Below are 26,527 nucleotides of genomic sequence, written 5' to 3'. Positions count from 1 at the left end.
TTCTTTGAATTCTAGAGCTATGTTTAGCTTCACTCTTAATTCCAAGTGCCATGTTTTTACCGCTAACGGAGCAATTCTCAATTAGACTCATAATCATTCCAGAAAGACATTCTAGCCTTGATTTTTTCCAAGAAAAGTTTAGTATCAGTGACTGAAGTAGTATATTGTGCATAGTCAGAAAATACACTCTTATACTACTTCAACCTCCCATATACAATACCTTTGCAGAGTATTTATTACAAAAATTGTAGGGTACTATGAAGTTTTACCTACGACTCACATTTAACTGTAAAACAAGGAATGTGCAGACGAATATCTCCGCAGGTATATTTGCGGTATCAATTCTTCAAAGCAGGAGAGTATACATATTTATTAAGTAATTGCAATTACTTAATCTTGGAATATGCATTTTTAGAATATTTATTATGATTCTTCTTCCATCTATTATGAAACCAGAACCATTGTCCTGGATTTTCTTTAACCCAATTACCTAAAATTTGGTTAATAGTAACCATTATATTATAACAATCTGTTTGATTATTATTAGTTTTTTGTAATTTTATTGGCGGATGAATAATAATTTTAAAATAACTGTTATTACTATTAGTGCGAACCACTTGTAATGGTATAATTGGGTAGCTGAACTGTAATGCAATTTTAGCAATTGCCTGAGCAGTCATGGCTGGCTGCCCTAAAAATGGTACTTCAATACCATTATTCATTTTTTGATCTACCAGCATACCAATTGCATATCCTGATTTAATAGCAGATATTAGCTCTCTTACCCCTTGTGTTCCTTTGGGAATTAGCTTTATATCATTACTTATACGCGTATCGTTAATTAGTTTGTCAACATAAGGATTATTTAATTTGCGGTAGATAATAGCAAATTTATGATAAAATTTATTGCTAATTTTAAGAGCAAAATCCCAATTAGCAAAATGTCCAGTAAAGAATAAGAATGGTTGCTGTGATTTCTGGAATTCTATTATATTCTCAAGACCACTTATCTCTATTCGTCTAGATAATTCTTCCTCTGACATCTTATTAACATATGGAAATTCTCCTATAAAACTGCCAAAATTATCCCATACTTGATTAACGATTGCTTGAGAATTTATGGATCCTTCATTTGTGTATAGATTATTGCCAAGAATATTTTGAATATTTTCTTTTGCAACTTTATTAACTGGTAACAAAGGACCTATTTTCCTTGCTAAGTATCGACAAATATTTACAGATTTGTCAATACCCAATGCCCCTAGTATCTTTAGTACTATTAAAACAAAAAAATATTCAAGTAAATATATAATATTTTTAAATAATTTTTTCATATATTAAATCTACTAATAATTGTTGATTATTTAATAATAAATGCACATCGCAACATATTACGGACAGATCAGTATCGCATATTCTTACGTAATCTTTTCTAGTGGTTATTAGCAGAGAGTTAGATTTTTTTGATTGTTCTTTTAAATATTCTAAATCTTCTGCAGAATATTGATGATGATCAGGGAAAATCTTATGACCGATTAACTGCAATCCATAATTTTCTAATGTAGAGAGAAACCTTTCAGGATTTCCTATACCACTAAAGGCAAAATAATTTTTTGTCTTGTCGATATTTATAGAGGGAACTATTTGAGCTTGTATACTCTTCTGCTTTGAGTATAGAAATGGATACTTCTTATATGAGAGAAAAGAATCAGAACCTACTGAAATAACTATATCGGCTTTGTCAATAGCTTGTTTGGGGTATTGACGCAGAGGACCAGCTGGAATTAAGAACCCATTGCCAAATAATCTATTAGCATCAACTGACAGAATAACAATATCCTTATGAAAATTAGGATTCTGCATCGAGTCATCTACTATAATCACCTTTGGCTTAATCCTTTCTATAAAAGGCTCTATATCTTGAATTTTCTTTGCGGCAATGACTTTACCATATTTTAACAGCATTACTGTTTCATCCCCGACATCTGCTACTGTATGGTGTGCTTCAACTAACAATGCTGCTTGAAGATTACTGCCATAACCTTTAGTGATAATTATAAAATCAATATTAATAGCTTTCAATAGTTGAGCAAGGAAGATTACTATTTGAGTTTTACCAGTACCCCCGATGCTTATATTACCAACGCAAATTACTTTACAAGGAAATATTATTGGGCAAGCTGTGATCCTTCGTAGATAACTAGCAAAAAGATATAACCAGCTTAATGGTAATAATAAATAGGCAATAATATTTTTACTTTGCCAAAATTTAGGGTAAATAAGCCTGATCATAGTTATTATAAGTAATATTGCTCAAAGTCATTGCAAGGAAGCCCATAGGTCAACGAAGCAATAAATTGCCATGGATTATAAGGTAAATGAGTTAAGATAACTTCAAACCTATCATGGAAATTATCATAGTACTAATAAAGAAAACTCGCATAGCAGAATATGGCTCATTAAAATACACTATTCCTACTATGACTGTTCCTACCGCTCCGATACCAGTCCATAGAAGATAAGCAGTGCCAAGAGGTAGCTTATCTAGAGTTTTACTAAGACAAATAAAGCTTAATATTGAAAAGCCAATAAAAGCTATAATAGGTTTTATTTTGGTAAACCCATCTGATAATTTCAACGATATAGAAAAACCTATTTCAAATAATCCGGCAAATATAAGGAGAATCCAAGTTACTAGCATATTATTACCTTTGTTTAACATGTCCTGAGGACTTGCTATTTTGCAAAGAACTTTTATTAGGCAAGTTGGGCTGTAGCTGAGTCTTTATTGTACTATATTTTTGATTAACTACAGACTTTACCCCACTACTCAATAGATGTTCCTTTGCAACATTATGCTCTACAGATTGTTGTTTGGTCAAAAATTCTTTATTATTTTTTAACAAATTAGTTTTTAGAGTAGTAATTTTTTGTTCTTCCTCACTCATCGATTTATCAGCACTAAGAATCACCCCCCCCATCTTCTCTCCTATTTTGGGAGCATATTCTATTGCTAGAATAGAAGCCGGGACTACCATAAAAGCAAATGTAGCCCCGGCTGTTGCAACACTAATCGCCCCAACTGCTAAAACACTAATAGCCGTTATAATTTTGCTGGTTGCTTGTTTAAATATTTCCGTTTTCTTATTATGTTTTGCTGCAACAGTTACTATTCTATTAATTTCCAATTGAACATTATCACTTACCTCTTTAGGCTGTTGATATTTTTTTACCGCATGCATTACTGTTGTACGAAATATTTCTGGTTCAACTTGAATAAAGTTTGTTAATTCATAATTATTTTTTGCTGCCAACAAACCTTTTAGCACTTGTTTGATTACTCCCCTCTCTTCAGAATTTGTATCACCAAAATTTGTATTTATTAGTGTATCAACTACTATATCTTCTGATTTGTTTAGAATATTATCTCTATCTTGATAGTCTACTGCATCTGCAGAGATTGCTACTGAAAACAACATTAATACTGTTGAAAAACTATCATCAGTAATAACTTTTTGACCAAAAAAAGTTCGTAATTTACCAATGCAATTACCTATATGCACATTAATTTCAGGTATTGATTTAAGTCTAATTTCGTAATCAATAGCTATGACATTAGCAAGTGTTAAACATGTTTGTTTTGTTATATTATTAATTAACTCTTCACATATACTTTTTCTGCATATAGAAATATTTGTACTGTTGAAGATGTTCATAATTTTATTTATTTGTTGTTATTTCTCTTATACGCATGTTGAGTTTTGTAAAAATCACATCAGGGGTTCTTTCTGTTGATAGTTTATAAATAACCTTGGGCTCTAATACATCTTCTTTTTTGACGTCTATAGATAGTACAATAGTATTTTCCGGCATACAAGAGTATATTTCTTTTATGATTGTCGAGAATGTTACAAAATCTTTAGTAGAGAATCTTATGTAAACATCATAATTCTTTATCTTTATAGTATCTTGCTTTGTTCCCATATCTGATCTAATACCACTTAAGAATTCTTGTTTAATCGATATAGTAATCGGCTCATTTAGGTTGTATTTTTTTGACAAACTATCAATTTTCATTATTAACCTTGCTCTCTCTAAACAACTTTGTCTAGCAGAAATAGATAATAATTTCGTATATCTTGCATAGGTCTCTAGTATTTTATTTTTTGAATTTATTATAGAATATAGCTTTAACGTTTCTTGAGCTAGGGATTCTGCAATATTGTTATTCTTGCTAATCGACTCCATATAATCTTTATTAAGACTTTGCAGCAACCATAAAATGCTAGAAATACACAAACAACATATAGCAAACTTAAAAAATATAACATTTTTTAGATGAATAATAAAATTTTTAAGCATCTTTTACCCTTTCTTTTTAGTAATAATAACCGATGCCGGTATTACCACTCTATTAGATAAATCTAATATTTGGTCAGTAAATATTGTAAATTTAATATCCATATTGCTAAATATTTTACTAAAATTTGCAATTTCTTGTTCTAAAAATTTAGTAGCCTCTTCGACTAATATATCATTAACTATAAGCCTCAATGATATTCCAATTTTTATATACTGATTAGAGGATGATAACGTATTATCTAGATCCAACCTTTGCCATTTAACCTCTTCTATATGAATACTAGGTGGTAAATTTGTTACAAACTTTTCTAACAAATCAAATGGTATTGGTGCTGGAATTTGTAATAATGATTCAAAGACGTATAAATCAGCTAAATTAGTAGCGTTTTGAAGATATGGATAGGTCTGCTTAACATTATAATAATCCTGCTCAGTACTAAAATAATGTGAATTTAAAATATCTAACTTTTTGTAATTTGCTACGGTTTTAACTTTGATAATAGATGCGGCAAATATCAATATTATTATTATAGTAATAAGTGGTTTAAAAACTAAAGAGCTGATAAGATTGAGTTTAGCTATCGATTCTAAATATTGATTAGAGGCTAGAAAGCTTTTTTGTTCATTAAATAATTTAACGATCATCCCATCTGAAAATTTATTATCCAATTCCCCTGAATTGACTATACCTAATATCTCACTGGACTGACATATTACTGGATGTCCAGCAAAATTGGATTGTTCTAACAGCAACTTTAAATTTTGGTCTACTATGAAAATTATACAAACTTTAAGGGCTAGATTAGCAATATAATTTTTACAAGATATCAAACAATCTTCCACTTCTTGTTCGATTATACCCTGAATATATGAATCTGACTTATCAGCTGGATAGTCCAATGTTTGTTTTGAGATTATATTACCTTGGTGTTTAACAACAAGTTTAATGCCGCTGGTATTTAAAATACATACAAAAATTTGTAAATATTCACTATATTTATTATTCTCAACATTTTTTACAATTTTATCGATAATTGTTTGCAACTCTAAAGATAAAAAATAAATCCCACCAAATTTTTGGCTATCACTTGCCAGCAAATTTTCAAGTAGTTTACTTAAAGGAGGAGTATAAGGACTAGAGACAATCAAACTATTCCACACCTCACTAGGCTTGGTATTGATGTTATAAACACTATAACCAACTATATAATCTGCAGGAAAATACTCTTCAATAAACTTCTCCACAGGATTGTTTGTTACTATTGAATGTAGTACAGGTACTAGCTCATGACGTAATTGACATTCAGAACCGCTTAATAAGAAGAAAACATAATGTTTCTTGAATTTAGCAAAAAATTCTTTATAGGAATCTAATTCATTTTGCTTTTCATCAGGGACAAATAAACTACCTACAACTTTATCGTGAACCAAAGCACAAAGAAATGTACCTTTATCTCCTATTAGGATAATAATATTTTTTTTATACAAAAAATATGCTATAAGCTTGTGCAACATTTTTATAAAAACTTGCATTTTTAATCGATTGAGTATATTAATCATAGATTAGCACTTAACTTATAGTTAGTTAGATTATATTTTACCTTACGTATAACAAATATCACCCTTACCCGACTTAATGTCACCCCTGCTCGACTTAGTGTCACCCCCACAACTGTTGAAAGTTAGAAGAGGAAGCGGTTTTAGACCGGATAGTTTAAAAGTCGTATGTGGTCAACGTCATTGCGAGAAAGACCTTAGGTCGACGAAGCAATCCACAAAAGTAACCAAAGATGGATTGCCACGACCACTACGTGGTCTCGCAATGACAGAAAACCTATCTAAAACCCGCTTTACCTTCTAACTTTCAACAGTTGTGGTGTCACCCCTGCGTAAGCAGGGGGCCTAGATTCCCGCCTACGCGGGAATGACAAAGGGAAGAAGCGGGAATGCCAAGGGAGTCAATGTCATATATCGTAATATATCATAAAAATTAACTACACTAATAGATATATGCAAATTATTTAAAAAATTGTCAGATATAATCATCAGCTTTTATTGTTGCCTGAGCTGCGGCAACCCTTGCTATAGGGATGCGGTATGGTGAACATGATACATAATGCAAACCAACTCTATAAAAGAACTCTATAGAATGAGGATTACCAGCATGCTCTCCGCATACGCCAAGTTTTAATGTAGGGTTGTTCTTTAAACCACGTTTTATAGCAATTTTTATTAACTCCCCTACCCCTTCCTCATCTAATTTACTAAAAGGATCAAATGCAAAGATTTTTTTCTCCAAATAATCCGGGAAAAATGAGGCTACATCATCTCGAGAAATGCCGTATGTTGTTTGGGTCAAATCATTAGTACCAAAACTAAAATAATCTAGCTCTTCAGCAATCTCTCCAGCTTTTAAAGCTGCTCTTGGTAGCTCAATCATTGTACCAAGAGTAAAATCAAACTTGCATTTGTTAATATCTTCCATGTTAGTAATAACATCTTGTATGTGTATTTTTAAGATTTTCAGTTCATTAACATCACTAATTAAAGGAATCATTAACTCCAGAATAGTATTGATATTTTCTTCAACTTGTAACTCTCTGATAGCAGTAAAAATTGCCCTTATTTGCATTTGATAAATCTCAGGATAAGAAATACCGAGGCGACATCCTCTATGTCCAAGCATAGGGTTTACTTCATATAATGCATGCAAGCGTTGTTCCACAACAGCTAACGGTAAATTCATCACCTTTGCTAAGTTTCTTTTATCATCCTCTGTTGTTGGTAAAAATTCATGTAGAGGCGGGTCAAGCAATCTGATATTTATCGGTTTACCCTGTATAATTTTAAATAATGCCTTAAAATCTTGAATTTGTAAGGGCAATAATTTACTAATCGCATGTTTCCTTCTCTCTAGATCAGGAGCAATGATCATTTCTCGTACTAATGGTATTTTATCATGGTCAAAAAACATATGTTCTGTTCTGCATAAGCCAATTCCGCTTGCCCCAAATTTTAGGGAAACACCTGCATCTAAAATAGTTTCGGCATTGGCTCTAACTTTTAAAGTAGCAAATTCATCTGCCCAATCTAGAATTGTTTGAAATTCCTTAGTAAAAGTAGGCTGAATCAATGGCACCTCCCCTAAGAAAATTTTCCCCGTTCCGCCATCTATAGTTATTAAGTCACCATAGTTGATGATAGTATTACCTATTTTAAATATCTGTTTTTTCTCATCTATTACCAAATCATTTGCCCCGCAAACACATGGTTTTCCTAACCCTCTAGCAACTACCGCAGCATGAGAGGTCATCCCACCTCTGGCTGTCAGAATACCGGCTGAAACATACATACCGTTTATATCTTCAGGGCTAGTATCATGGCGTACCAAAATCACTTTATGGTGATGCGACATTTTCTCAGCATCATAAGGAGAAAAAACTACTATACCAGTAGCAGCCCCTGGAGAAGCTGGTAGCCCTTTAGAGATATGGTCTAGAGTATTGCTATAATCAATAGCCGTATGTAAAAGCTGCGTTAATGATTCCGGCTCTATACGCATTATTGCTTGTTGTTTAGAAATCAGCCCTTCTTGCACCATATCCGTAGCAATTTTAATGCTGGCTAAAGCTGTTCTTTTGGCAGTACGTGTTTGCAAAATATACAAAACTCCGTTTTGTACGGTGAATTCAATATCTTGTACGTCCAAGTAATGTAACTCTAACTTCTTACAAATCTCTTGTAATTGTTCAAATATTTGTGGCATAACTATTTGCATTGAACAATCTACATCATGCTCGTTGGTAATAGGGCTTGGGGTTCTTGTCCCTGATACCACATCCTCACCTTGAGCATTTACTAAATATTCACCAAAAAGCTTATTTTCACCAGTTGCAGGACAACGCGAGAATACTACGCCTGTAGCAGAATTACTTCCTTGATTGCCAAAAACCATTGACTGAACATTAATCGCCGTACCCCAGTTATTGGGTATATTATGTAACTTTCTATAAGTTACCGCCCTATCCCCTGCCCAGGATTTTAATACGGCTTTTATTGATTGTTCTAATTGTTTATATGGGTCAAAAAGTGATTCTTTACCATGAGATTCTTCCCCCTGATTAAAAATTATTTTTTTAAACTCTTCAACTATTATTCTTAAAAAATCTCCTGTAATTTCTTTCTCTTGATAGATATTACATTTAACCTTATGCATCTCAAATGCATTTTTAAATAAACCATTTGAAATTGATAGCACCATTGATCCATACATTTCTAAGAATCGTCGATAGCTATCAAGAGCAAAAATCTCATTTCCAGTAATATTTGATAGTGCATCGCAAACTTGATCATTATACCCAAGATTAAGTATAGTATCCATCATACCAGGCATTGAAGCTCTTGAACCTGAGCGAACGGATAATAATAATGGATTATTATGATCACCAAAAACCTTGCCAGTAGAATTTTCTAAATTTTTAATAGCTATCACTAAATCATTATTAAAATTCTCAGGCAAACTGTAATTATTTTTATAAAAATAATTACAGAGTTCTGTAGTAATAGTAAAACCATCAGGAATAGGTAAATTTAAATTAGACATCTCGGCAAGACCAGCTCCTTTACTGCCAAGCACGTCTTTCATTTGAGCATTACCATCCCCACCTTTAGTACCAAAATAATAGATCCATTTGTTCATAAATACCAAAACAATTTACTTTTTATGTCACCCCTGCTTCGGTGCGGGGTCTAGATTCCGCACCGAAGCACATAAGCATCAGTTTAAGAAAACAATAATTGAAAAACCGTCATTGCGAGGAGACCATAGGTCACGAAGCAATCCAGAAAGGCGATTAGAGATGGATTGCCACGCCACCTACGGTGGCTCGCAATGACGACTTTTCTACCTTATTTTCTTAAACTTACGCCTATGTACCGAAGCAGGAATAACAGGGAAGCCAAGAACCTGACAAAGTAGCAAGAACGACCAAAGCCCCCTACCCCACCATCAAAATTTATAACCATACCGCATACCTAAATTAGTTAAACCAGGGTTAAATTTCCCAAGACCAGCATTAGATAAGTGGTCAATAATTACAGCAACACTGTGCTTCTCTTGAATCATTACCCCTAAACTAAGACTTTCTCTAAATAAGAATCTTGTTCCTAAGGCTCGTCTTCTTTGCTGTAATTTTTCTACTTCACCATTATGAATTCCAAATCCAAAAGTTGCCTCTAAAAATACATATTTCATGATATCAAAATGCCAAGTAATCCCAGTATAGATATTGCTAGTATAGCTATCACTGTTAATATTTGTTCCTACATGAGGATAAGCATATAAAAATTTGTACTCGTTATTAAAAAGATATTCTAAATTAATGTCAGAACCCTTCTCATAACGTTGTCTTAATTTACCCCTTAGTCCAAATTTATACCCTAAATCATGTCTCAATACTCCAATTCTCATTTCGTCAGCCAGAGTTCTTGAACCAATTAATAAAAGAATTAAAAAAATTAAGTGCTGTATTTTTTTATATTTCATATAACTCAATGCCCTTTTGCTTTATTAGTTAAAATTAATCCAATAATCAAATCATAAGCTCTAGCAAATTGATAATCTTTTTTATAAAGATCAGATAGTTGGTCTAGAGTATTTTTCGATTCAGTCGTTTTTGTTTTATCTTTATCTTTTGTAGTATCATCTGTTTTCTTAATAGCCTCTTTATCTTTATTTGTAGAGTCTAGTTTTTTATCATCATTTTTTTTGTTATCGTTTTTTAAGTAATTTTTTAAAGAAGCTTCAGAGAATCTTCCATCTATCATTTTTGTTTCGGGATATTCAACTTTTACCATCTCAACAAATATGTCAGGTTCGATACCCTCTGCTTGAATTGAACGATCATTAGGGGTGTAATATTTAGCCGTAGTAAGCTTTACAGCCGCTCTAGGACTGATTACCGAAAAGCTTTGTACAGATCCTTTACCGAAAGATTTTGTGCCAAGTATTATCGCTCTTTTATGATCTTGCAAGCTACCAGCTACAATTTCTGCAGCTGAGGCAGAGCCAACATTAATAAGAACAATCATCGGAACTAATGGAGCTTTTTCTGCAGATTTATTGCTATTAAATACCGCATTACTATTCTTGGTTCTTCCCTTGGTAGTAACAATTACTCCAGAATCAATAAAATATTCGCTAACAGCAACAGCCTGCTCTAACAAACCACCAGGATTATTACGTAAATCTAGAATAATACCCTCTATGCTATTTTTACTGCCATCTTTTAAAGTTTTCATAGATTTTTTTAATTCTTCAATGGTGTGTTCATTAAAAGCCCCTATTCTTATATAAGCTATATTATTTTTTTCTAAATGAGCTTTTACTGGGGTAATGGTAACTATTTCGCGGATAAGTTCAATTTCTTTTGGCTTAGATTCACCTTCTGTAATCACCAGTAATTTCACTTTTGTTCCTGGTTCTCCACGCATCTCTTTGACAGATTTATGAAAACCCAAAGTTGATACAAACTCATCATTAACTCCTACTATATAGTCTCCGGCTTTTATACCTGCCTTATAAGCTGCTAGATCATCAATAGGGGAAATGACTTTGATGGCACCATTATCATACTGCACTTGAACACCAATACCGCCAAACTCTCCTTTAGTCTCATTAAGAAAATCTTTTAGATCATCATCAGTAAAATAGCTAGAATGGGGATCTAGCGAAGTTAACATGCCTTCGATAGCAGCATCAGTCATTTTTTGTTTTTCCGGTTCTTGAACATAGTCTTTATTAATACGCTCAAAGACCTCTTGAAATTGTTTGAGATAAGCTGTATCTGATAATTCGTTCTTTTTTTTCGGTTCTTCCGCAAATGTGATATTGGCACAAAAGATAAAACTTGATAATAACATTATAAAGCGTATGAACATAGTACTCCTAAATATCTAAATTGTTTATAATTGTATCCATCTTAATTAAAGCCTGATTATAAATGAACTGAAAACGTTTTTCTGGTTTCTTGCCCATAAGATCGTCTACTATCTTAGCAATATTATCAAAATCATCTATAGTAACTTTTAGAATGGTTCTATTTTTTGGGTTCATTGTTGTTTCTTTTAACTGAGCTGGCATCATTTCACCTAACCCCTTAAATCGACCAATATCTATTTTAGCCTTACTATTTTTTAATAATTTAGCAGTTAAATCAGTTTTTTGTTGATCATTTACTGCATAGTAAGTTTTATTAGATTGGGTTAATCTATAAAGAGGTGGTTTGGCAAGATATAAATGACCTGAAGATATTAACTTCGGCATACGAAGATAAAAGAACGTCATTAACAATGAGGCGATATGAGCTCCGTCAACATCAGCATCTGTCATAATTATTATTTTTTCATAACGTAAATTCTCCTCTCGATAATTTTTAAGACTACCACAGGCTAATGCCACCTCTAAATCTTGAATTTCTTGGTTGTTAGTAATTTTCTCGAAAGTTGCATTGGCAACATTCAAAATTTTACCTCTAAGAGGTAAAATAGCTTGTGTTTCTCGATCTCTTGCCTGTTTAGCTGATCCCCCGGCAGAATCTCCTTCAACCAAGAATAATTCCGTCCCATTAGGAGAGGTTCTTGTACAATCTGCTAATTTACCTGGTAATCGCAATTTTTGTGTAGCAGTTTTACGTGAAATATTTTTTTCGTTACGCTTATTTATTCGGTATTCCGCAATATTAACTATATGTTCAAGCAGCTGGTTGGCTACGAGTTTATTACTACTCAACCAATGATCAAAATGGTCTTTAACAATGTTCTCTACTATTTTATTAATCCCAGGCGAAACCAATTTTTCTTTTGTTTGCCCTTGAAATATTGGCTCTTGGATAAATACAGAAAAAACAATAGAAGAAGTTTCTAGAATATCCTCAATAGTAAGTAAAGTGGTTTTTTTATTACCGGTCATTTCACCATATACCTTTATACCACGCAGTAATGCACTACGCAAACCTTGCTCATGGGTTCCACCAAGAGGGGTAGGAATAGTGTTGCAATAGGATTGGATAAAAGGTTGGTCTTCATTTTTATGCCAAGCAATTGCCCATTCCACTTTTATGTGATCCTGGTCCCACTCAATATTACCACAAAAAATCTCTCCACTAACTAAATCTTCCAAATTTATTTTAGAAATTAAATAATCTTTCAAACCATCTGGAAAATGGATGAGAGCTGTTGCTGGAACATCGCTTTTAGTTTCAACTTCACATTGCCACTCTATCGTTACCCCTCTATACAAATAGGCTTTTGATTTGGCTAATTCATATATTCTTTTTGGTGAAAAGGATGGTTTCTCTCCAAAAATTTCTGGGTCAGGATGAAAATTGATAGATGTTCCCCTTAATTTTTTGGCAATATCTTCACTGGTTAAATCATTCAATTTTTGTCCTTTGGAATAAGATTGCTTGAATAATTTACCCTGCTTATATACTTTAATTTCTAAATAGTCGGATAAAGCATTAACAACCGAAATGCCAACTCCATGTAAGCCACCTGCTGTTTGATAGACATTATTTGAAAATTTACCACCAGAATGAAGGTGAGTTAAAATTACCTCAAGAGCAGATTTATCAGGAAATTTGGGATGATTATCAACAGGAATCCCTCTACCATTATCAGAGATAGTGATACTATTATTTATATGCATCTTTATGGTGATAACGCTAGCAAAACCAGCAACAGCTTCATCCATAGCATTATCTAGCACTTCCGAAACAAGATGATGCATAGCATTCTCGTCCGTCCCGCCAATATACATACCAGGACGCTTGCGTACAGGCTCAAGCCCTTCTAATACTTCAATATCTTTTGCTGTATACGAATTATTAATTTTGGGCTTTTTTTCATTAAAGCTAAATAGATCAAGCATATTATGATGTTAACTTACAAGTTTTTGATGAATATACTATTTTGAAAGATAGAGAGAAGCAAGAACACATACAGCAAATGCTTGAAATATAACCCGTAACGACATTAATTTGGAACTAAATTTTTTGTCAATTTTCCCGCCAATAGCCATAGAGACAACACCTAGCACTAAGATTAATGTAGTCAAACTTAAAGCAATTAATATATACCACAAAATTATCTCTAAAAATTACTTTATTATATAGTCAATTAACCTGAATTAGTGCCGAATAAGCCATAGTACCCTACAATTTTTATTCTATAACTCACCTTACGCACAAACCACATGACAATTTAAAAATTCCAGGAAAGTGCAAAATGTCATTGCAAGACCACTACGTGATCGTGGCAATCGACATTTATTAGATTGCTTCGTCGACCTTACGATCTCCTCGCAATGACGATTTTTTAATTATTGTTTTCTTAAACTAACGCTTATGCGTCATTGCGAGGAGTGCGGAAACCGCACAACGAAGCAATCCATATAAGTCGATGTATCTATAATAATTCTCATGAATTGCTTCGTCGCCACTAAAAGTGGCGACTTTGCTAAACTTAGTAACGTTGTATACTTTATTTTATAGAAGTTACAGCCCTACGGTTCTGTGCCCAAGCTGCTTCATTATCACCAAGAACAGCTGGTCTCTCTTTACCATAAGAGATAGTATCAAGTTTGTTCATAACTCCTAGATTATTAGTCAAGTATTTTCGAACAGCCTCTGCTCTTCTTTCACCAAGTGCCAAGTTATACTCTCTTGTCCCTCTCTCATCACAATGCCCTTCAATAGTGGCTTCCGTATTAGGATGGCTTTTTAACCAATTAGCTTGTTTACTTAGCTGTTCTTTTGCTTGAGGCGAAATATCTGATTTATTAAGAGCAAAAAACACCCTGTCACCAGCACGTCTTTCAAAATCAGAAGCTAGAGAACTTTCCTCAACTTCATTAGTTATACCCGTATCTATCGGTTTTTTCTTTGCACCACACCCAGAAAGCATAAATAGTGCTAAAAAAGCTATTGTGGTTTTTTTTAGTATCATAACAAACTCCTTAAATTATTAAATAAGCTACTGATTTACATTTGCCTAACAAAAAATTGTCAAACACCCATTGCCTGCATTATATACTATCATATCACTACTTAAAAGCATAAAATTATTCTAATATTACATTTTAAACTCTTTAGTATCTGTGTCAGAAATACCATATATCTATAGTCAATTGATGAGAAGTTGGTGACGTCGTCACTCGTCACTCGCCTATTACTTATAGGCGTCGCTCCATCGCTCCTAGCATCAACTTCTCCTGAATTGACTATAATCCGTTAAAGTTCTGATAACACCCCCTTTATCATATCTGGTAACTTTCCTAGTTTACTTACATCAGTACCACCTGCCTGAGCTATATTCGCTTGACCACCACCGCCACTACCGCCAAGGAATATAGATATTTCTTTAGCCAAATTACCAGCATGAACCTTATTACTGATTTTTTTACTAACAGCAACTGTAATCGATAATTTGCAAGTATTATGCCCTGTGCTACCACTAACCTCTTTAGATTTTTCCGGCATAGCTATGTATATAACTACAAGATTATCAGACTTATCAACTATTCGTTCAGCAGATAAGCGTAATATTTTACTATCTATATTATGTACTATCTTATAGACCAACTTTATATCAGAAACACTGACTGATTCTTTGGCAATTTGTTCAATATTCAAATCAAGCATCGAGACCTGCAGAGATACTAACTGATCTTCTAATTGTTTCTTACTAGCAATTAGACTATTCACCTTATCAATAAGTTCATTCTTACCTATTTTTAAGGCGGTAGATATATTTTCAATCATTGCATCATTCTGCCTAATTAGCTTTAAGACAAATTCACCGCAAACCGCTTCTATCCTTCGAACGCCAGCTGCAATAGCACTTTCACTGGTAATTTTAAACATCCCAATATCACCAGTTCTAGTAACATGTGTACCACCACATAACTCAAGTGAATTTAGTTCAAGCGAGTTCATCGCTACCACCCGTACTTCAGAATCATATTTTTCACCAAATAAAGCCATAGCCCCTGCTTTAATAGCGTCGTCTGTTGACATTAATGTTGTGGTAACTTTTGAATTATCAGTGATAATCTGATTTACTTTATCTTCTATCAAGATAATTTCTTTTTGGGTTAATGCCGCCATATGACTAATATCAAAACGTAAACGATCATATGCTACCAGCGATCCTTTCTGCGTTACGTGTTTACCAAGTACTTGATGTAATACTGCATGTAATATATGAGTTGCCGAATGATGAATTCTTAAATTATTACGATATTTGACATCAATAGCAAAATCGGCACTATCTCCAACCTTAATGGTGGTTCCTTCCTGCCAAATACATATATGAGCAATTATTGAACCAAGATATTTTACCGTATCTACTACTCTAATTTTACTGTTGCTAGATTTGATATAACCTATATCCCCCATCTGTCCACCAGACTCCCCATAAAAAGGAGTTTGATTACTAATTAGAATGAATTTCTCCTGACTAGTTTCTATAGTATCAACTAATTTATTATCTTTAATAAGAGCTAATATCTTACCTTCCGCCTCATTCAAATAATAACCCAAAAATTCGGTACTACCAAATTCTGCTTTAATATCAAACCACATCTTATCTGTTTTAGATTCATTCGAACCTAACCAAGATTTTCTTGCCCTATCTTTTTGCTCTTGCATCTTATTATTAAAGCCATCAAGATCAATGGAGATTTGTTTAGATTTTAATATATCTTCAGTTAAATCGACAGGAAAGCCGTATGTATCATATAATTTAAAAACTATTTCTCCTGAAAGCTCTGAATTTTTACTAAGATGGTTTGTTTCATCATCAAGTAATTTAAGACCTCTTTCAAGAGTTGCTTTAAATCTTATTTCCTCTTGTTCCAGGATATTACTGGCAAAATCCTCAGCCCTTCTCAGTTCGGGATAAGTTGTTCCCATAATCTCTACTAATTTAGGAAGCAGTCTATACATTAAAGGTTCACTACTACCAAGTATATGGGCATGCCTCATACTCCGACGCATAATACGCCTAAGTACATATCCTCTACCTTCATTTGAGGGCATGATGCCATCACTGATTAAAAAAGCACAAGCTCGTAAATGATCTGCAATAACCCGGTAAGAAAACTTAGCCTCTCCTTCTACCTTAACTTTTACTATATTCTCGGTATAGGCGATTATTTCCTTAAATAAATCTGTGTCATAATTATTATAGACATTTTGCATCACAGCACTAATACGCTCCAACCCCATACCAGTATCAATGGATTTTTTAGGCAATTCAATCCTAGTATCACTATCGACTTGTTCAAATTGCATAAAGACCATATTCCAAATCTCAATGAAGCGATCACCATCTTGCTCTTGCGTTCCTGGCAACCCGCCTTGTATCTGCTCTCCATGATCATAAAAAATTTCTGAACATGGTCCACAAGGCCCAGTATCTCCCATTGACCAAAAATTATCAGTGGTTTTTATTTTAATAATTCGCTCATCGCTTAAATTAGCAATTTTTTTCCAATAGGTAGCTGCTTCTTCATCAGTATGATAAACCGTTACATATAGTTTTTCTTTAGCTATAGCAAATTCCTTGGTTAAAAGATTCCAAGCATGATATATTGCTTCTTCCTTAAAATAATCACCAAAAGAAAAATTGCCCAACATTTCAAAGAATGTATGATGTCTTGCAGTATAACCAACATTCTCAAGATCATTATGCTTACCACCAGCCCGTAGTGATTTCTGACTAGTAACCGCTCTTTGATAATTTCTATTTTCCTGACCGGTAAAAACATTTTTAAATTGTACCATCCCAGAATTAACAAACATTAAACTAGGATCATTATGAGGAATAAGAGAACTAGCTGGAACGTGTAAATGATTATTGGCAACAAAATAACTTATAAATTTATTTCTAATTTCTTCAGTGGTAAGTTTAGTCATGAGTAAATGATCCTTGGAAAATGTTTAGTTTAATGTTTTATTTAATTTTATATCACATAAATATATCTACACTAAGTGTATTAACTCATTTTATTTACAATAAATGTATTTTTATTTTGAATATATATAGTCAATTGATGGGAAGTTGGGGACGTCATCACCCCACAACTGTTGAAAGTTAGAAGAGGAAGCGGTTTTAGACCGGATAGTTTAAAAGTCCTATGTGGTCAACGTCTATTAGCGAGAAAGGCCGTAGGTCGACGAAGTAATCCATAAAAGTAACCAAAGATGGATTGCCACGACCTACTTGCGTGGTCTCGCAATGACGACTCTTATACTTTATTTTCTTAAACTAACGCCTATGCGTCATCACTCGTCGCTCCTGTTACCTAAATTCTCCTGAATTGACTATATATGGCTAAAAGCTTTTTATCTTAAAAGTTTTTCTATGGTAAGGTGAAAAACCGTGAGAATGTATAGCATTTAGATGTTCTTTTGTCCCATATCCAAAGTTCTTATGCCACATATATTCTGGAAATTCTTTGGCATACTCAAGTAATAAACGATCTCTAGTAACTTTTGCAATAATAGATGCCGCTCCAATAGAAATCGATAAATTATCACCATTTACTATACTAATAAATCTTGAATCGGCAAATTTCATGTTACCATCTACTAATATTGTATCCGGTTTAACAGAAAGATTTGCTACTGATATAGTACAAGCCTTTTTAGTCGCTTCAAGGATATTAATTATATCTATCTCATCGTGATACACTATACCAACAGACCAAATATAATTCTGTGTTATTTGTTCATATAACAAATTCCTCTTTTCTCTAGTAAGTTTTTTAGAATCTTTGATACCATTTATGATTTTTGTTTGATCAATGATGACAGATGCAGCTACTACAGGTCCCACTAACGGCCCTCTGCCAGCTTCATCTACTCCAGCTACTAACCCAAAATATTTTTGCTCTAATTCGAACATAATATTCTCCTATTTTAATATGACATCTAACTTTTTCGTCATTCCCGCTTCGGTGCGGAATCTAGCCCCCTGCCTACGCAGGGGTGACATCTGACTAAGTAGCTCCTTGCCATGACGTTTGGGGTAGGAAGTTTATTAATCATAAGCAAAAGTTAATGTTACAGTAGTGCCTATGCCTATTTTACTTTGTAACTCAAATTTACCTTTCATTAATTCAACCAACTTGCGAGTAAGTGGTAAACCAAGACCGGTTCCTTGGTATTTTCTGCCAACGGTACTATCAATCTGCCCAAAGGTTGATAGTACTTTGGGAATATCTCTCTCATCAATTCCTATACCAGTATCTATAACCTGTATATAAACTAGCCCTTTAGGCTCATCTTTCTCAGCATAAATTGTTATAGTACCTGATGCTTTGGTGAACTTTATAGAATTAGATAAAAGGTTAAAAAATACTTGTTTAAGTCTTTTGGGATCTGCTTTTATCACGATATGATCTTTTGGTAATTTTTCAATTAATTGCACTGATGCCTGATCAGCTCTTGGGTTCATTATCCTTACAGTAGAAGTAATTAATTTATTGAGATCTAACTCGATAAATTCAACTAATAGCTTGTCAGCCGATGCTTTTGATAAGTCTAATATATCGGTTATTATACTGAGTAAATGCTTACCTGCACTGTTAATATCTTTTATATAATTATCATGCTCTTTATTGTAAGGTGTAGACATCATAATTTCTGAAAAACCTATAATAGCATTTAAAGGGGTACGTAGTTCATGACTAACATTGGCAAAAAATTTAGTATGAGCAGAACTTTCATTTCTAACCTTAATTACCGCTTCCTCTAACGCTTTATTAGCCTCAAATTGTTGATCTATAATCTTCTGTGCATAATTTGTGTTGCTAATTACGATAATTAAGAATATTAGCATAATGATAAAAAATGTTAGTAATACTTTTTTCTCCAGCTCTATAATACTTGACCATAAACTAGTAATATTAGTATTAATCTCTAACACACCATCAACAGGATACCTAGATAAGTCGCGGTTTATTATTGGAATATAACTTGTTATACAGGATGCTTTCTCTACTTTCCCTGACATATGGAATAGGGCTCTAGGAATTAATATATGACTTGTCATTCCTTTAAAAGCTTTGTTAAAGGCTTGCTCTACAACCAGCTCTTTTAAAAAATATTTGTCAAATTGGCTAATAATTCTTTGATACAAAGTATCTTCAGGAAAATTCACCTGACTTGTTATTTGAATTGGAGAGCTGGTTATAATTTTATGACCTTGTAGATCATATAAAGAAATATAGGCATTGAGATTAACAAAAATATCAACTGAAGTAGTTGCAAATTTAATAAAATCGGCATCTTGCAATAAATTTATATAACCAAATTCATGTAATTTATTTACAGCCGTTTTATTCCTATTCCAGACATTTTTTGTATAAACACCAGCTATTTTAATATTTGCTTCTCCAACTTGCTTTAAAATCATTTCTTCAATAATGAAGTAACGATAGTAAATCATGTTGACAATGATATTTATAAATAACCCAAAGAATGCCAGTCTAACAATATACTTATTTTGAATCATTAGATTTGCACATATTATTTAGAGGTGAGCGTTCACAGGAAAAAAGTTAAAGTACAAGACGTCATTGCGAGGAGCTACTTTAGTAGCGACGAAGCAATCCAAGAATAATGGATTGCCACAACCACTACGTGGTCTCGCAATGACGCTTGGCTTTTATTCATCATAAGAAAATAGCAAAAAACCGTGAACGCTCATTATTAGAGTATAGCAGGTTATTCACTAGCACTAAGTTTTTTCTTTGTAGATGATTCCTTAGGCAATTTCTTATCACTCGCTGATTTCAGCTGATCAAAAATACTCAAAGCTTGAGTTATAAAGCTTCCTGGTTCAGAAAGATTTGCCGGCAAAATTACTGTATTACTATCCTTAGCTAACTCACCAAAAGCAGATATATATTGTTCAGCAATTTTTAAAGATACTGCATCGTTTCCTCCAGATTTCTGAATAGAGGCTGCTATAAGTTCAATACTTTTAGCAGTAGCCATGGCTACTAATCCTATTGCTTCAGCCTCACCCTTAGCCCTATTTACTTGATCAATATAGGAAGCTTCAGAATTTAATACAACTTGAGCCTTCTCGCCTTCCGCATGGTTTATTTTTGCTTGTCTATTACCTTCCGAGTCTAAAATTTGGGCTCGTTTTTGACGTTCTGCCGCAACTTGTAACTCCATCGCTTTAAGTATTGTTTGTGGTGGCTGAATGTCTTTAATTTCATAACGCATACATTGTATCCCCCAATTGACTGCCGCTTGGTTAATAGCAGAAACAATAGCGATATTCAAGGTTTCTCGTTCTTCAAAAGTTCTGTCTAATGGTAACTTACCTATTTCTGAACGCATAGTGGTCTGTGCAAGCTGGGTGATAGCATAATATGGACTATTAACCCCATAAGATGCAGCAACTGGATCGACAATTTTTACATATAACACACCATCTATTAGTAACGTAACATTATCATTGGAAATGGCTGTTTGAGCAGTCACATCAATTGCTTCTTCCTTTAAAGTGTGTTTGTAGGCTACTTTCTGAATCACTGGTATCAAAATACTCAAGCCAGGCTGCAAGATGCTATCAAATTTCCCAAATTTTTCAACAATCCATGCTTGTTGTTGTGGCACAACCTTAACCATCTGTATAATAATAAGGATCGCCACGATACTACAAACTAATAATATATATTCCATATTTTCTCCTTTTTAAATCTATAACTAACCCGATTAGTATTTACCCATACAAACCGTCATTGTGAGGAAGCCCGTAGGTCAACGAAGCAATCCAGGAAAGTGAATAAAAATGGATTGCTTCGACTACTACGTAGTCTCGCAATGACGTTTAAGATGCATACACATCATTGCGAACGAACATATGTGAGTGTGGCAATCCATTTTTATTCACTTTTGGATTGTTTCGACTACTACGTAGTCTCGCAATGACATTTAAGATGCATACACGTCATTGCGAACGAACATATGTGAGTGTGGCAATCCATTTTTATTACTTTTATGGATTGTTTCGTCGCCTTCGGCTCCTCACGTGACGTCAGTTCACATGGCTAAAACCTTTTTTGGGTAGCTATAATAATTTCACTATGCTACCGTCATTAATCTTAGTAATTCCTTCCACTACTACCATATCTCCTTCTTTGATTTCGTCTGAAATAATCTCTGTTAAACCATTTAGACTAGTACCTAGCTTAACATAAAGTTGTTGCACTTTGTTATCATTAAGTTTATATACAAAATACTGACCTTTACTATTACTCTGCACTGATTGACTAGCTACTGCTAAATTCCGATGTTTGTTAAGAATTAAATCTATAGGCACATAGCTTCTATGTAGCATATTACTATTAGAATCAACAATAACTTTAGCACCTATAGTACCATTATCTGAAACATATTGTGAGATTTCAGCAATTTTTCCATTAATCTTATCACCATTATTATCGGTTATCACTAAATCAGTAGATACTGACACCTGATTATAAAGCTCCTCAGGTAACTCCATTAAAATACTCTTAGTGGTAGAATTTTGAGCAATAATGCTAAAAAGATAATTTTTTTGTTCTACCTTATCCCCTTTTTTTAGCTTTATTATACCAATATTTCCATCAAATGGTGCTACGATAACCATATCGTTGTAACTATTCATTGCTTTGGAAAAAGCAAGCTTAGCTGTTTCTAAATCACTATTTGATTTTTCTAGTACATCACTACTAATATATTTTTTGGCAAATAATGCCTTATCACGTTCATAAGCAGTCATCGCCGTTTTTAAAGAGATTTCTGCTTGTGACTTAGTTGACGTAGCTAAATCTTTGTCAATAATAAGCAAAATATCTCCTTTATTAACCTTACCATGAGAATCAGATACTACATCAACCGTACCAGAAATATTAGCATAATAATCCCGGCTTGCATCATTTTTACATTGTCCGACAACGCTGAAAACATTATGCAAATCAGCCATTTGCACTTTACTGGCTTTTACCGGAATGCCCTCTTGTTTTTCAGCGATAGCACAGCAAGAAATAATGCATATACTTACAAAAACAATTAACTTATTCAACATTTCAAATATCCTATTAAAGTTTTAAATCTGTTAGCCAACGATGTTCATTCTCTAAAATTTCAAAACGAATTTTTTCACTTTTTTTATCAAGCTCTGCTTCCGGTACTAAAGAAGCTCCGCTAAATTCAAAACCATAAAAATTAATCTGTAATTTAGTACATATTTTTTCCACCGACTCAATATTTTCTAAAACATCATCAACGAATATTATGGTTTTAGGGTAGTAATTTTTCTTGTGTAAAATATTCTCTAATACTACACCTTTATCAATATCGGCAGTAAGAATCACCCCTTCTTCCATCATCGGCATACCATTCTCACTATGTAATTCATCAATTAATATTTCCTCTTTTATTGGAGTAGATTTCATAAAATCTATATTTATTCCTTTAAGCTCTTTTAAACGCCAATTGGTAAAATCTTCAATAACCCCGAATCTACCTGTATATAGCTTGGTTAAAGCAGCAGTTGGAATTTGCCTCTCCCATAATTTACTCAATATATCATTTATATTGGGGTTCACTAAGCGAATAGTACGATTTTTTAGAATAATACTAAAAAAAAGTTGCCTTTCTTTTCTAGTAAAGCGTTTTTTGCTTTCAACACACCATTCGCGTCTATAAGGATGAGTTAAGCGATATTCATCTTGAGCCATGATCAGTACGTCATCCACATCAAAAAGCACCAAACTATCTTGATCTAGCTTATTTATTACTTCTGCAACTTTTAAAAAATCTGAGACTTTAGCTGTTTTAGCAAATTTATGGTTATTCATTAGTTTTTATATTTTATTATTTCTTCCAAAGAATTAGCAATTATAGCCAAATCTGATTCTCTTGAGAGATTGTGATGCCCATCTTTTATTAATTTCATTACTACTATATCACTAGTAATTTTTTCTACTAACTTATTTGAAATATTATAAGGTACATCAATATCTAACATCCCGTGAATTAAATGAACAGATTTCTTAAGATTAATACTATTTGAGTTTAGTAACAAGTGATTTTTGGCTTCAAGTATTAATTGATAGCTTATTGGGTATGTATTATTGCAATTACGCCCACTAACATCAAGCCATTTTTGCTGTTGCATTTGTTTTTTTTGACTTTCAGTTAAATTTTCCCAAATGTTTTCTGTAAAATCTATTGCTGGAGCAAGACCAATAACGCTACAAATTTTACTAGGAAATTTTATAGCAGCCAACATAGCAAGCCAGGCGCCCATACTGGAACCAATTATAATAGTTGGCTGCAGGACAAGTTTATTTAACACCATCTCAACTCCCATAAGCCAAGAGCCAATAGTTTCATCAAGAAAATCACCTGACGATATTCCATGACCAAAATTATCAAATGTGATAAAATTATAATCTTGTTTTTTACAGTAATTTTCAAGGAATACAGCCTTGGTACCATTCATATGTGACATCAAGCCATGTAAAAACATTACGGAAGGCATATTTTTTTACTACTTTTATAATGATTATAAGTGATAAATTTTTTATTTTCTGTATTATATATTTTATTCATTTAAATTAGTTAATTAATGATTTCATCAGATTCACCCAAACGATACCATAAACCAACCATTTTGCAAGTAGTTCCAGCTTTATTCTCTGGTGGAGTAGAGCGAGGGACAATTGAAGTGGCTAAAATGTTAAAAAAAGTTGATTATAATGTTATTGTAGTCTCCTCTGGTGGTTCATTAGTTGAAGAATTAATAGCTGCAGATATACCGCATATTTCTATGAATAGTGCTACTAAAAATCCTTTTTCAATATGGAAAAATGCAAGATTTTTATCAGAAATAATCAAGGAATATGACGTAGATATAGTACATGCAAGATCAAGAGCTCCGGCTTGGAGTTGTTATATGGCAGCAAAGGCTACTAATACTAAATTCTTAACAACATTTCATGGCATTTACAACATCTCAAATTTGTTCAAACATTTCTATAATAGCGTAATGACCAAAGGCGAGAAGGTCATAGCTGTATCTAATTTTGTAAAGCAGCATATAGTAACTAATTATAAAATTTTAGAAGAACAAATTGTGGTAATACGTCGAGGGGTAGATTATCGCTATTTTGATCCCCAAAATGTCACAGAAGAAAAGTTAGTAAAATATAAAAAGAAATACGGTCTATCTAATAACACTCCTCCCATAATATTATTACCATCAAGAATTACCAGTTGGAAGGGTCACCTTACCCTTGTTGAAGCACTTGGTAAACTAAAACATCTAGATTTCTATTGTCTGATGGTTGGGGATTTATCTAAACACCCCAATTTCACAAATCGAATAAAATCTCTTATAAACTTATTGAAACTACAAAGTAAAGTTCAAATTTTTGGTAATGAAATTGATATGCTCGGTCTTTATGGCATTTCAGATATAGTGTTATCTACTTCAATTGAGCCAGAAGCATTTGGTCGTACTATAACTGAAGGGCAATCAATGGAAAAGCTAGTAATTGCTACAAATATTGGTGGAGCTATTGAAACAATATCAGATACAAAAACTGGATTTCATGTTAAACCAAACGATCCAAGCGATTTAGCAGAAAAAATTGAACATTGCTTATCCATCCTCAAAACCAATGAAGGTAAAAAGACACAACAAGCAGCAAGAAAAGCAGTAATCGATAACTTTTCCCTTGATTTAATGCTAAGTAAAACCTTAGATTTATATAAGGAAATGCTTAAGAAAACATAATATTTTCTAGGTTTGATAAAGCCCCAGCCACCTTTTTAGCCTTTCTAAATTTTGTTGGAGCTTTAATATGGTTACGTTAAAAATTTTGTCAACAGAACCTAAACAAAAAAATTCCTAAAATACTTTATTACGCAAATTTTGGATAAGAAGTTAAAAATTTTATAATTTTTTACTGATAAATAGTTAGTGCAAGTTATTATTATGTTATAATGAAATATATAGTCAATTCAGGAGAATTTGGGGCTAAGAGCGATGGAGCGACGCCTATAAGTAATAGGCGAGCATTGAGCAACAACGTCCCCAACTTCTCATCAATTGACTATATAAGCAAGTTATTAGTAAATACCATGTTCATGAGTTGTCATAAATTATTTAGACATAAGAGTGAATTTTAGTTGATTGAGTAAAGTATGAAAGAACAAACCCACAATAATTATCAGCCAAGAATGTTTGTTGGTACCGATGACTTCTACGATTTGTTGATTAATAGCGACATATTTGTTGACAAAAGTCTAATGATCAAGGAGTTGTTAGAAGATAGTGGTAAAGTCACCTTAATCACCCGCCCAAGACGGTGGGGGAAGAGCTTGAATATGGATATGGTGCGGAGATTTTTTGAGATAGAAGTGGATGAGCAAGGGCGGGTTCTGCCACAAGAACAAAAGATGAATTATAAGCTGTTTAGTGGAGGAGAAGTGGATTTAGGCTTTGATGAGACTAAAGAACTAAAGCCATTAAAAATTGCTAATGTAGCAAATTCTATGAAACGCCAAGGTCAGTTTCCAGTTATTCTTATAAGTTTTAAGGGGGTTAGGGGAAGTAGTTATGAGGAAATTGAAGTGGAGATCAAAAGTCAAATAATTAATTTATTTGCCAGGCATCGTTATTTAGAGCGTTATATAAAACAAGATGAAAAATTATTGATTGATGCACAAAAGGAAATATTACAAAGATATTTCACAGGCAAATTAATAGAAGATGACATTAAAAATAGTTTGAAATTTCTAAGCGATTTACTTTATAAACATTTTAATCAAAAAGTCTACATACTAATTGACGAATATGATACGCCAATTAATAGTGCCTATATGAAATTTGGCAATAATTCAGAAGAGTTTGAGGAAGTATTAGCTCTATTCCGGGCAATATTTGGCAATAGTCTTAAAACCAATGATTCATTACAAAAAGGCGTCATTACCGGCATATTGCGTGTTGCTAAAGCTAATTTGTTTTCAGATTTGAATAATTTAACTGAATGTAGTCTACTAGATGAAAGATTTTCTAGCAGTTACGGATT

Annotated in this window: 21 protein-coding genes and 1 pseudogene; 3 read left to right on the top strand and 19 right to left on the bottom strand. The window is 33.1% G+C overall.

All coding sequences use genetic code 11. The features are described from left to right. Nucleotides 1-386: 386 nt before the first annotated feature. The 19 genes and pseudogenes from RiCNE_RS01410 to RiCNE_RS01315 form a co-directional block, all read right to left on the bottom strand. Nucleotides 387-1,334, bottom strand: a complete 948-nt coding sequence (locus tag RiCNE_RS01410) for an LpxL/LpxP family acyltransferase (RefSeq protein ID WP_094648852.1) — start codon at nt 1,332-1,334, stop codon at nt 387-389. Then, a complete protein-coding gene (gene lpxK / locus RiCNE_RS01405; RefSeq protein WP_094648851.1) occupies nt 1,318-2,292 on the bottom strand; it encodes a tetraacyldisaccharide 4'-kinase in 975 nt (324 codons plus the stop codon). The genes RiCNE_RS01410 and lpxK overlap by 17 nt, the downstream gene beginning before the upstream one ends. 91 nt (nt 2,293-2,383) lie before the next feature. Further along, a complete protein-coding gene (locus tag RiCNE_RS01400) occupies nt 2,384-2,701 on the bottom strand; it encodes a DMT family transporter (protein WP_094648854.1) in 318 nt (105 codons plus the stop codon). Between the two features lie 4 nt (nt 2,702-2,705). Then, the gene (locus RiCNE_RS01395; protein ID WP_094648850.1) at nt 2,706-3,716 is read right to left on the bottom strand and encodes an RP853 family protein; all 1,011 of its coding nucleotides are present in this window, start codon (nt 3,714-3,716) and stop codon (nt 2,706-2,708) included. A 4-nt stretch (nt 3,717-3,720) separates the two neighbouring features. Further along, entirely contained in the window at nt 3,721-4,362 is a 642-nt protein-coding gene (locus RiCNE_RS01390) for a hypothetical protein (protein WP_094648849.1), read from the bottom strand. 3 nt (nt 4,363-4,365) lie between these two features. Continuing rightward, entirely contained in the window at nt 4,366-5,922 is a 1,557-nt protein-coding gene (locus RiCNE_RS01385) for a hypothetical protein (protein WP_094648848.1), read from the bottom strand. A 472-nt stretch (nt 5,923-6,394) separates the two neighbouring features. Next, a complete protein-coding gene (gene ppdK, locus RiCNE_RS01380; protein WP_094648847.1) occupies nt 6,395-9,061 on the bottom strand; it encodes a pyruvate, phosphate dikinase in 2,667 nt (888 codons plus the stop codon). A 309-nt stretch (nt 9,062-9,370) separates the two neighbouring features. Further along, nucleotides 9,371-9,907, bottom strand: a complete 537-nt coding sequence (locus RiCNE_RS01375) for an acyloxyacyl hydrolase (protein ID WP_094648846.1) — start codon at nt 9,905-9,907, stop codon at nt 9,371-9,373. A gap of 5 nt (nt 9,908-9,912) precedes the next feature. Next, nucleotides 9,913-11,301 (bottom strand): S41 family peptidase, encoded by a 1,389-nt coding sequence (locus RiCNE_RS01370; RefSeq protein ID WP_094648845.1) that lies wholly within the window; start codon nt 11,299-11,301, stop codon nt 9,913-9,915. Between the two features lie 7 nt (nt 11,302-11,308). Then, nucleotides 11,309-13,291: a DNA topoisomerase IV subunit B gene (parE, locus tag RiCNE_RS01365; RefSeq protein ID WP_094648844.1), complete on the bottom strand. Its 1,983-nt coding sequence runs from the start codon at nt 13,289-13,291 to the stop codon at nt 11,309-11,311. Between the two features lie 36 nt (nt 13,292-13,327). Further along, a complete protein-coding gene (locus RiCNE_RS01360; protein ID WP_094648843.1) occupies nt 13,328-13,504 on the bottom strand; it encodes an HIG1 domain-containing protein in 177 nt (58 codons plus the stop codon). A gap of 398 nt (nt 13,505-13,902) precedes the next feature. After that, nucleotides 13,903-14,364 carry a peptidoglycan-associated lipoprotein Pal gene (gene pal, locus RiCNE_RS01355; RefSeq protein ID WP_094648853.1) on the bottom strand — a complete coding sequence of 154 codons (462 nt, stop codon included), beginning with the start codon at nt 14,362-14,364 and terminating at the stop codon, nt 13,903-13,905. A 287-nt stretch (nt 14,365-14,651) separates the two neighbouring features. Continuing rightward, on the bottom strand, nt 14,652-17,339 hold the full coding sequence (alaS, locus tag RiCNE_RS01345) for an alanine--tRNA ligase (protein ID WP_094648841.1): 2,688 nt from the start codon (nt 17,337-17,339) through the stop codon (nt 14,652-14,654). A 418-nt stretch (nt 17,340-17,757) separates the two neighbouring features. Continuing rightward, nucleotides 17,758-18,330, bottom strand: a complete 573-nt coding sequence (locus RiCNE_RS01340) for a ribonuclease HII (protein ID WP_094648840.1) — start codon at nt 18,328-18,330, stop codon at nt 17,758-17,760. A gap of 135 nt (nt 18,331-18,465) precedes the next feature. Further along, a complete protein-coding gene (locus RiCNE_RS01335) occupies nt 18,466-19,941 on the bottom strand; it encodes a sensor histidine kinase (protein WP_094648839.1) in 1,476 nt (491 codons plus the stop codon). Nucleotides 19,942-20,153: 212 nt separating this feature from the next. Further along, nucleotides 20,154-21,125: an SPFH domain-containing protein gene (locus RiCNE_RS01330; protein WP_094648838.1), complete on the bottom strand. Its 972-nt coding sequence runs from the start codon at nt 21,123-21,125 to the stop codon at nt 20,154-20,156. A 388-nt stretch (nt 21,126-21,513) separates the two neighbouring features. Next, entirely contained in the window at nt 21,514-22,512 is a 999-nt protein-coding gene (locus tag RiCNE_RS01325) for an efflux RND transporter periplasmic adaptor subunit (protein ID WP_094648837.1), read from the bottom strand. Nucleotides 22,513-22,525: 13 nt separating this feature from the next. Next, nucleotides 22,526-23,287, bottom strand: coding sequence for a DUF2608 domain-containing protein (locus RiCNE_RS01320; protein ID WP_094648836.1), 762 nt, complete (start codon nt 23,285-23,287; stop codon nt 22,526-22,528). Next, a pseudogene (locus RiCNE_RS01315) lies at nt 23,287-24,044 on the bottom strand (alpha/beta hydrolase). Before RiCNE_RS01315 ends, RiCNE_RS01320 begins: the two are co-directional and overlap by 1 nt. A 16-nt stretch (nt 24,045-24,060) precedes the next feature. Between RiCNE_RS01315 and RiCNE_RS01310 the strand changes: the two are divergent. The 3 genes from RiCNE_RS01310 to RiCNE_RS07900 form a co-directional block, all read left to right on the top strand. Then, complete coding sequence (locus RiCNE_RS01310; RefSeq protein ID WP_094648835.1) at nt 24,061-25,230, top strand: glycosyltransferase family 4 protein; 1,170 nt, start codon at nt 24,061-24,063, stop codon at nt 25,228-25,230. A 209-nt stretch (nt 25,231-25,439) separates the two neighbouring features. Further along, nucleotides 25,440-25,625 carry a palindromic element RPE2 domain-containing protein gene (locus RiCNE_RS01305; protein WP_094648834.1) on the top strand — a complete coding sequence of 62 codons (186 nt, stop codon included), beginning with the start codon at nt 25,440-25,442 and terminating at the stop codon, nt 25,623-25,625. 15 nt (nt 25,626-25,640) lie between these two features. Beyond that, nucleotides 25,641-26,527 (top strand): AAA family ATPase (locus tag RiCNE_RS07900; protein ID WP_239832566.1); only part of this gene is annotated, 887 nt, incomplete at its 3' end.

It is taken from the genome of Rickettsia endosymbiont of Culicoides newsteadi, from assembly GCF_002259525.1.
Taxonomy (GTDB): domain Bacteria; phylum Pseudomonadota; class Alphaproteobacteria; order Rickettsiales; family Rickettsiaceae; genus Tisiphia.
This window is presented reverse-complemented; position numbering and strand designations above follow the sequence as displayed.

What these genes read in the sequence shown, in the direction of transcription:
- RiCNE_RS01385 (WP_094648848.1), bottom strand. Translation starts at nt 5,922, where the DNA reads ATGATTAATATACTCAATCGATTAAAAATGCAAGTTTTTATAAAAATG.
- alaS (WP_094648841.1), bottom strand. Translation starts at nt 17,339, where the DNA reads ATGACTAAACTTACCACTGAAGAAATTAGAAATAAATTTATAAGTTAT.
- RiCNE_RS01400 (WP_094648854.1), bottom strand. Translation starts at nt 2,701, where the DNA reads ATGCTAGTAACTTGGATTCTCCTTATATTTGCCGGATTATTTGAAATA.
- RiCNE_RS01310 (WP_094648835.1), top strand. Translation starts at nt 24,061, where the DNA reads ATGATTTCATCAGATTCACCCAAACGATACCATAAACCAACCATTTTG.
- RiCNE_RS01410 (WP_094648852.1), bottom strand. Translation starts at nt 1,334, where the DNA reads ATGAAAAAATTATTTAAAAATATTATATATTTACTTGAATATTTTTTT.
- RiCNE_RS01375 (WP_094648846.1), bottom strand. Translation starts at nt 9,907, where the DNA reads ATGAAATATAAAAAAATACAGCACTTAATTTTTTTAATTCTTTTATTA.
- RiCNE_RS01340 (WP_094648840.1), bottom strand. Translation starts at nt 18,330, where the DNA reads ATGTTCGAATTAGAGCAAAAATATTTTGGGTTAGTAGCTGGAGTAGAT.
- RiCNE_RS01395 (WP_094648850.1), bottom strand. Translation starts at nt 3,716, where the DNA reads ATGAACATCTTCAACAGTACAAATATTTCTATATGCAGAAAAAGTATA.
- lpxK (WP_094648851.1), bottom strand. Translation starts at nt 2,292, where the DNA reads ATGATCAGGCTTATTTACCCTAAATTTTGGCAAAGTAAAAATATTATT.
- RiCNE_RS01370 (WP_094648845.1), bottom strand. Translation starts at nt 11,301, where the DNA reads ATGTTCATACGCTTTATAATGTTATTATCAAGTTTTATCTTTTGTGCC.
- RiCNE_RS01305 (WP_094648834.1), top strand. Translation starts at nt 25,440, where the DNA reads ATGAAATATATAGTCAATTCAGGAGAATTTGGGGCTAAGAGCGATGGA.
- RiCNE_RS01325 (WP_094648837.1), bottom strand. Translation starts at nt 22,512, where the DNA reads ATGTTGAATAAGTTAATTGTTTTTGTAAGTATATGCATTATTTCTTGC.
- RiCNE_RS01330 (WP_094648838.1), bottom strand. Translation starts at nt 21,125, where the DNA reads ATGGAATATATATTATTAGTTTGTAGTATCGTGGCGATCCTTATTATT.
- RiCNE_RS01390 (WP_094648849.1), bottom strand. Translation starts at nt 4,362, where the DNA reads ATGCTTAAAAATTTTATTATTCATCTAAAAAATGTTATATTTTTTAAG.
- parE (WP_094648844.1), bottom strand. Translation starts at nt 13,291, where the DNA reads ATGCTTGATCTATTTAGCTTTAATGAAAAAAAGCCCAAAATTAATAAT.
- ppdK (WP_094648847.1), bottom strand. Translation starts at nt 9,061, where the DNA reads ATGAACAAATGGATCTATTATTTTGGTACTAAAGGTGGGGATGGTAAT.
- RiCNE_RS01320 (WP_094648836.1), bottom strand. Translation starts at nt 23,287, where the DNA reads ATGAATAACCATAAATTTGCTAAAACAGCTAAAGTCTCAGATTTTTTA.
- RiCNE_RS01335 (WP_094648839.1), bottom strand. Translation starts at nt 19,941, where the DNA reads ATGATTCAAAATAAGTATATTGTTAGACTGGCATTCTTTGGGTTATTT.